The organism is Endozoicomonas sp. YOMI1, assembly GCF_024606345.1.
Classification (GTDB): Bacteria; Pseudomonadota; Gammaproteobacteria; order Pseudomonadales; family Endozoicomonadaceae; genus Endozoicomonas.
This window is the reverse complement of sequence record NZ_JAHHPM010000400.1, coordinates 1-3628: the sequence shown is the minus strand read 5'-3', so window position 1 is coordinate 3628 and position 3628 is coordinate 1. Positions and strand designations below refer to the sequence as shown.

The window sequence follows — 3628 nt, the reverse complement described above, 5'->3', positions numbered from 1 at the left end:
GACTGCATGGATGCAGGAGCTAGAGCAACGCAGGAGCAGTTGCCGCGTAGGGCAGTCTATTCTCGGACAGCCTCCTGGGCTTCCCGTTCATTGCTATTCTCAACTACCCGTCAATGCCAATTTATCCCGAGGGGTTGCCCCATGACTGATCTTAATGCCCGTAGCCGTCAGGCTGTGCAATTGATGGATCTTACTTCCCTGAATGATGATGATACCCCAGAGAAAATTATTGCACTGTGCCATCAGGCCCATACCGAAGTCGGTAACACGGCTGCCGTCTGTATCTACCCCCGTTTCATCCCTATTGCCCGTAAAACGCTGAACGCCCTCGGCCTGAATGACGTTGCCATTGCCACGGTAACCAACTTTCCTGCTGGTGGTGATGATATTGCTATCGCCGTCGCAGAAACCAGGGCTGCGGTTGCCTATGGTGCTGATGAAGTTGACGTGGTATTCCCATACCGGGCGCTGATGGCGGGCAATGAAGAAGTCGGTGCCGAGCTGGTTCGCCGCTGCAAAGATGCCTGCGGTGTTGACGACAGTGGCCAAAGAGACGCCAGTGGCCAAAGAAAAGCCCTGCTGAAAGTGATTATTGAAACCGGTGAGCTGAAGGACCCTGCCCTGATTCGTAAGGCCAGTGACATCGCCATTGAGGCCGGTGCTGATTTTATTAAAACCTCTACTGGCAAGGTGCCGGTCAATGCAACGCCAGAATCTGCACGGATCATGCTGGAAGCAATCCGCGACAGTGGCAACACTGAGGTTGGTTTCAAGCCTTCCGGTGGTATCAGAACCGCAGAAGACGCTGTATTACACCTGGCTCTGGCGGATGACATTATGGGTGATGGCTGGGTAAACCGTCGTCACTATCGGTTTGGTGCCAGCAGTCTGCTGGGGAATCTGCTGATTGCCCTAGGCCTGAAACAGGGTGAAGCCAGCAAAGAAGGGTATTGATATGTTTCTGCCACAGGAAGTTATTCGTCGTAAGCGGGAAGGTGAGGCGCTCAGCGCGCAGGAGATTCGCAGTTTCATTGCCGGTGTTACGGATGACTCGGTGTCGGAGGGCCAGATCGGTGCTCTCGCCATGGCCGTGTACTTTCAGGGGATGAATATTGATGAGCGAATCGCCCTGACTTGCGCCATGCGTGATTCCGGAGAGGTGATGGACTGGTCATCAGATAATCTCCCGGGCCCTATATTGGATAAACATTCCACCGGTGGTGTTGGCGATGTGGTCAGCCTGATGCTTGGCCCCATGATAGCCGCCTGTGGTGGTTTTGTGCCGATGATTTCTGGCCGTGGCCTTGGGCATACCGGGGGCACGCTGGACAAACTGGACAGTATTCCTGGCTATACCACCAGTGCCTCAGAATTGTTGTTCCGTAAAGTGGTCAAAGAGACCGGCGTTGCTATTGTCGGCCAGACTGGCGAGTTAGCACCTGCGGACAAACGGATTTATGGGGTTCGTGATGTGACGGCAACGGTTGAATCCATTGCCATGATTACCGCCTCCATTCTGTCGAAAAAACTGGCAGAAGGGCTGGATGCCCTGGTGATGGATGTCAAGGTGGGCAGCGGTGCCTTTATGCCAACCTTCGAGCAGTCGGTGGAACTGGCCCAGAGTATTGTTCAGGTAGCCAATGGTGCCGGGGTGAAAACAACGGCATTGCTGACGGATATGAACCAGTGCCTTGCCTCTTCTGCCGGAAATGCTGTTGAGGTTCGCGAAGCTGTTCAGTTCCTCACCGGTGAATATCGCAATGACCGCCTGCTGGAAATTACCATGGCGCAATCCGCAGAGCTGCTGGTATCCGGGGGATTGGCTGCCGGCATTGGGCAGGCCAGGGAAAAACTGCAGTCAGTACTGGATAATGGTCAGGCGGCAGACGTTTTCGGCAGTATGGTGCACGGTCTGGGTGCCCCGTCGGACTTTGTTGAACGGTATGACCATTACCTGCCCACTGCGACCATCGTGAAGCCCGTGTATATAGAGGCAGAGGGTTATCTTGCCGCCATGAACACCCGGGAAGTGGGGATGGCCGTGGTGCAGTTGGGCGGAGGACGAAAAGTCGCTTCTGATACCATTGATTATGGCGTAGGCTTTACTGACATTTGCCGGTTGGGCGACAGGATTGATCCTTCACAGCCGATTGCCATACTCCATGCCAGTTCGGAAGCGTCATGCAACCAGGCTGCAGACATGCTTCGCGGTGCGCTCACTGTTGCTGAACAAGCGCCGCAAACCCATTCTCTGATATACGAAAAACTGTCATAACCCTGGCAGATCAGGAGTAGCGAATGAAACGTGCAATCATCCTTGTGATGGATTCATTCGGTATTGGAGCCACTGAAGACGCTGAAAAATTTGGCGATGCAGGCTCCAATACAATTGGACATATTGCCCGGGCCTGTGCCGATGGCGACGCAGATATTGGTCGACAAGGCCCGTTAACCCTTCCGGAGCTGTCCAGTCTTGGTCTGGTTCACGCGGCAAGGGACGCTTGTGGTGAGTTTCCCAAGGGTATGGTCAATGATATGCCGATTATCGGTGCTTATGGCTATGCCAAAGAACTCTCCAGCGGTAAGGATACACCCAGTGGCCACTGGGAAATGGCGGGTGTTCCGGTGCTGTTTGACTGGGGCTATTTTCACGATGAAAAAAACAGTTTCCCTCAGGAACTGCTGGATGAGTTGGTCAAAAAGGCCAAACTTCCGGGGGTTCTGGGTAACTGTCATGCTTCTGGTACCACCATTCTGGAAGCGCTGGGTGAAGAGCACATGAAAACCGGCAAGCCGATTGTCTATACATCGGCCGATAGCGTCTTTCAGATTGCCTGTCATGAAGAAACGTTTGGCCTTGATCATCTGCTTGACGTCTGCCGGATTGCCCGTGAGATGCTTGAACCATACAACATCGGACGTGTGATTGCCCGACCATTCATTGGTGATGATGCAGGAGACTTTCAGCGTACGGGCAATCGTCGGGACTTTTCTGTATTGCCGCCGGCACCTACAGTACTGGATAAGCTGGTAGCCAGTGGCGGCGAGGTGGTCAGTATTGGCAAGATTGCCGATATCTTTGCCAACCAGGGGATTACCAGAAAGGTCAAGGCAACGGGTATTCCAGCCCTTTTTGAAGCAACCCGTGAAGCATTGATTGAAGCGGGTGATCGAACCATTGTCTTCACCAATTTTGTGGATTTTGACTCTTCATTTGGTCATCGCAGAGATGTCGTCGGTTACGCCGGTGCGCTGGAGCAGCTGGATGCCATGCTGCCAGACCTGTTTTATTATATGGGCGACGATGATCTTTTGATTATCACTGCAGACCATGGTTGTGACCCAACCTGGCCCGGAACGGATCATACCCGTGAACACATTCCTGTTCTGGCATTCAGTAAAAAATTGATTCCTTGTGCCCTGGGTCAGCGGGAAACCTTTGCCGATATCGGGCAGACCCTGGCCAGCTATTTTGAACTGGAGCCCATGGACTACGGCACATCGTTTTTGCCTGAGATCTTTGAGCAGGGCTAAGTTTGGCCATTGCCACTTAGGAATTGCCCCGGAATAATGTGTACATTTCTGAGTTTCAAAACCACGTTCGTCCTGAGCCTGTCGAAGGGCGTGA

The 3628-nt window shown here is 53.2% G+C and carries 3 protein-coding genes; all 3 read left to right on the top strand.

Annotation, left to right across the window (positions count from 1 at the left end; genetic code table 11):
- Nucleotides 1-141 precede the first annotated feature (141 nt).
- From deoC to KDK15_RS14275, 3 genes are read left to right on the top strand one after another with little or no spacing between them, the layout of a single operon-like run.
- Nucleotides 142-954, top strand: coding sequence for a deoxyribose-phosphate aldolase (gene deoC / locus KDK15_RS14285; RefSeq protein WP_257296057.1), 813 nt, complete (start codon nucleotides 142-144; stop codon nucleotides 952-954).
- 1 nt (nucleotide 955) lies between these two features.
- Complete coding sequence (gene deoA, locus KDK15_RS14280; RefSeq protein WP_257296058.1) at nucleotides 956-2275, top strand: thymidine phosphorylase; 1320 nt, start codon at nucleotides 956-958, stop codon at nucleotides 2273-2275.
- Between the two features lie 23 nt (nucleotides 2276-2298).
- Nucleotides 2299-3534 carry a phosphopentomutase gene (locus tag KDK15_RS14275; RefSeq protein ID WP_257296056.1) on the top strand — a complete coding sequence of 412 codons (1236 nt, stop codon included), beginning with the start codon at nucleotides 2299-2301 and terminating at the stop codon, nucleotides 3532-3534.
- Nucleotides 3535-3628 lie beyond the last annotated feature (94 nt).

Excerpts from the sequence above, each read along its gene's own strand:
- KDK15_RS14275 (WP_257296056.1), top strand. The coding sequence starts at position 2,299 with ATGAAACGTGCAATCATCCTTGTGATGGATTCATTCGGTATTGGAGCC.
- deoA (WP_257296058.1), top strand. The coding sequence starts at position 956 with ATGTTTCTGCCACAGGAAGTTATTCGTCGTAAGCGGGAAGGTGAGGCG.
- deoC (WP_257296057.1), top strand. The coding sequence starts at position 142 with ATGACTGATCTTAATGCCCGTAGCCGTCAGGCTGTGCAATTGATGGAT.